Raw genomic sequence first — 689 nt, 5'->3', positions numbered from 1 at the left:
ATCCAGATCCCGCTGTTCTCGGCCTGACGCCGCGCAACCTGGCCTATGTCATCTACACCTCCGGATCGACCGGACAACCAAAGGGTGTGATGAACGAGCACCGGAATGTGCACCGCTTGTTCAGTGCAACGGACCATTGGTTCGGCTTTGATACTCAGGACGTTTGGAGTTTGTTCCACTCCTACGCCTTCGACTTCTCGGTCTGGGAGATTTGGGGCGCCCTGGCCTATGGCGGCCGCCTGCTCATTGTCCCGCAACTGACAAGCCGTTCTCCGGACGCCTTCTACCAACTGCTGTGCCGCGAGGGGGTGACGATCCTCAACCAGACGCCGAGCGCCTTTCGGCAATTGATTGCCGCGCAAAGGGATGAACCGCAACCGCATCGGCTACGACATGTGATCTTTGGCGGTGAGGCATTGGAGGTGGCGACGCTCGAGCCTTGGTACGCACGTGGGCAGAACAAGCATACACAACTGGTCAATATGTACGGCATCACGGAGACGACCGTTCATGTGACTTATCGCTCGCTGGAGCCCGAAGATGCTACACATGTGGGCGTAAGCCCGATTGGCCGCGCCATACCCGATTTGCAGGTTTATGTTCTGGACGGGCATGGAGCACCGGTTCCTGTGGGTGTTGCGGGAGAGCTCTATATCGGTGGTGCAGGTGTTGCGCGGGGCTATCTGAAC

1 protein-coding gene is annotated in these 689 nt (G+C 58.5%); it reads left to right on the top strand.

What is annotated here, in order from left to right; genetic code table 11:
* Nucleotides 1-689: AMP-binding protein (locus tag ACTJKP_RS27075; protein ID WP_440632860.1), on the top strand; the 689-nt coding region annotated here is incomplete at both ends.

Origin of the sequence: Brucella sp. 22210 (assembly GCF_052045675.1) — a bacterium.
Classification (GTDB): Bacteria; Pseudomonadota; Alphaproteobacteria; order Rhizobiales; family Rhizobiaceae; genus Brucella.
The sequence above is the reverse complement of the archived record's forward strand: the minus strand, read 5'-3'. Positions and strand labels throughout refer to the sequence as shown.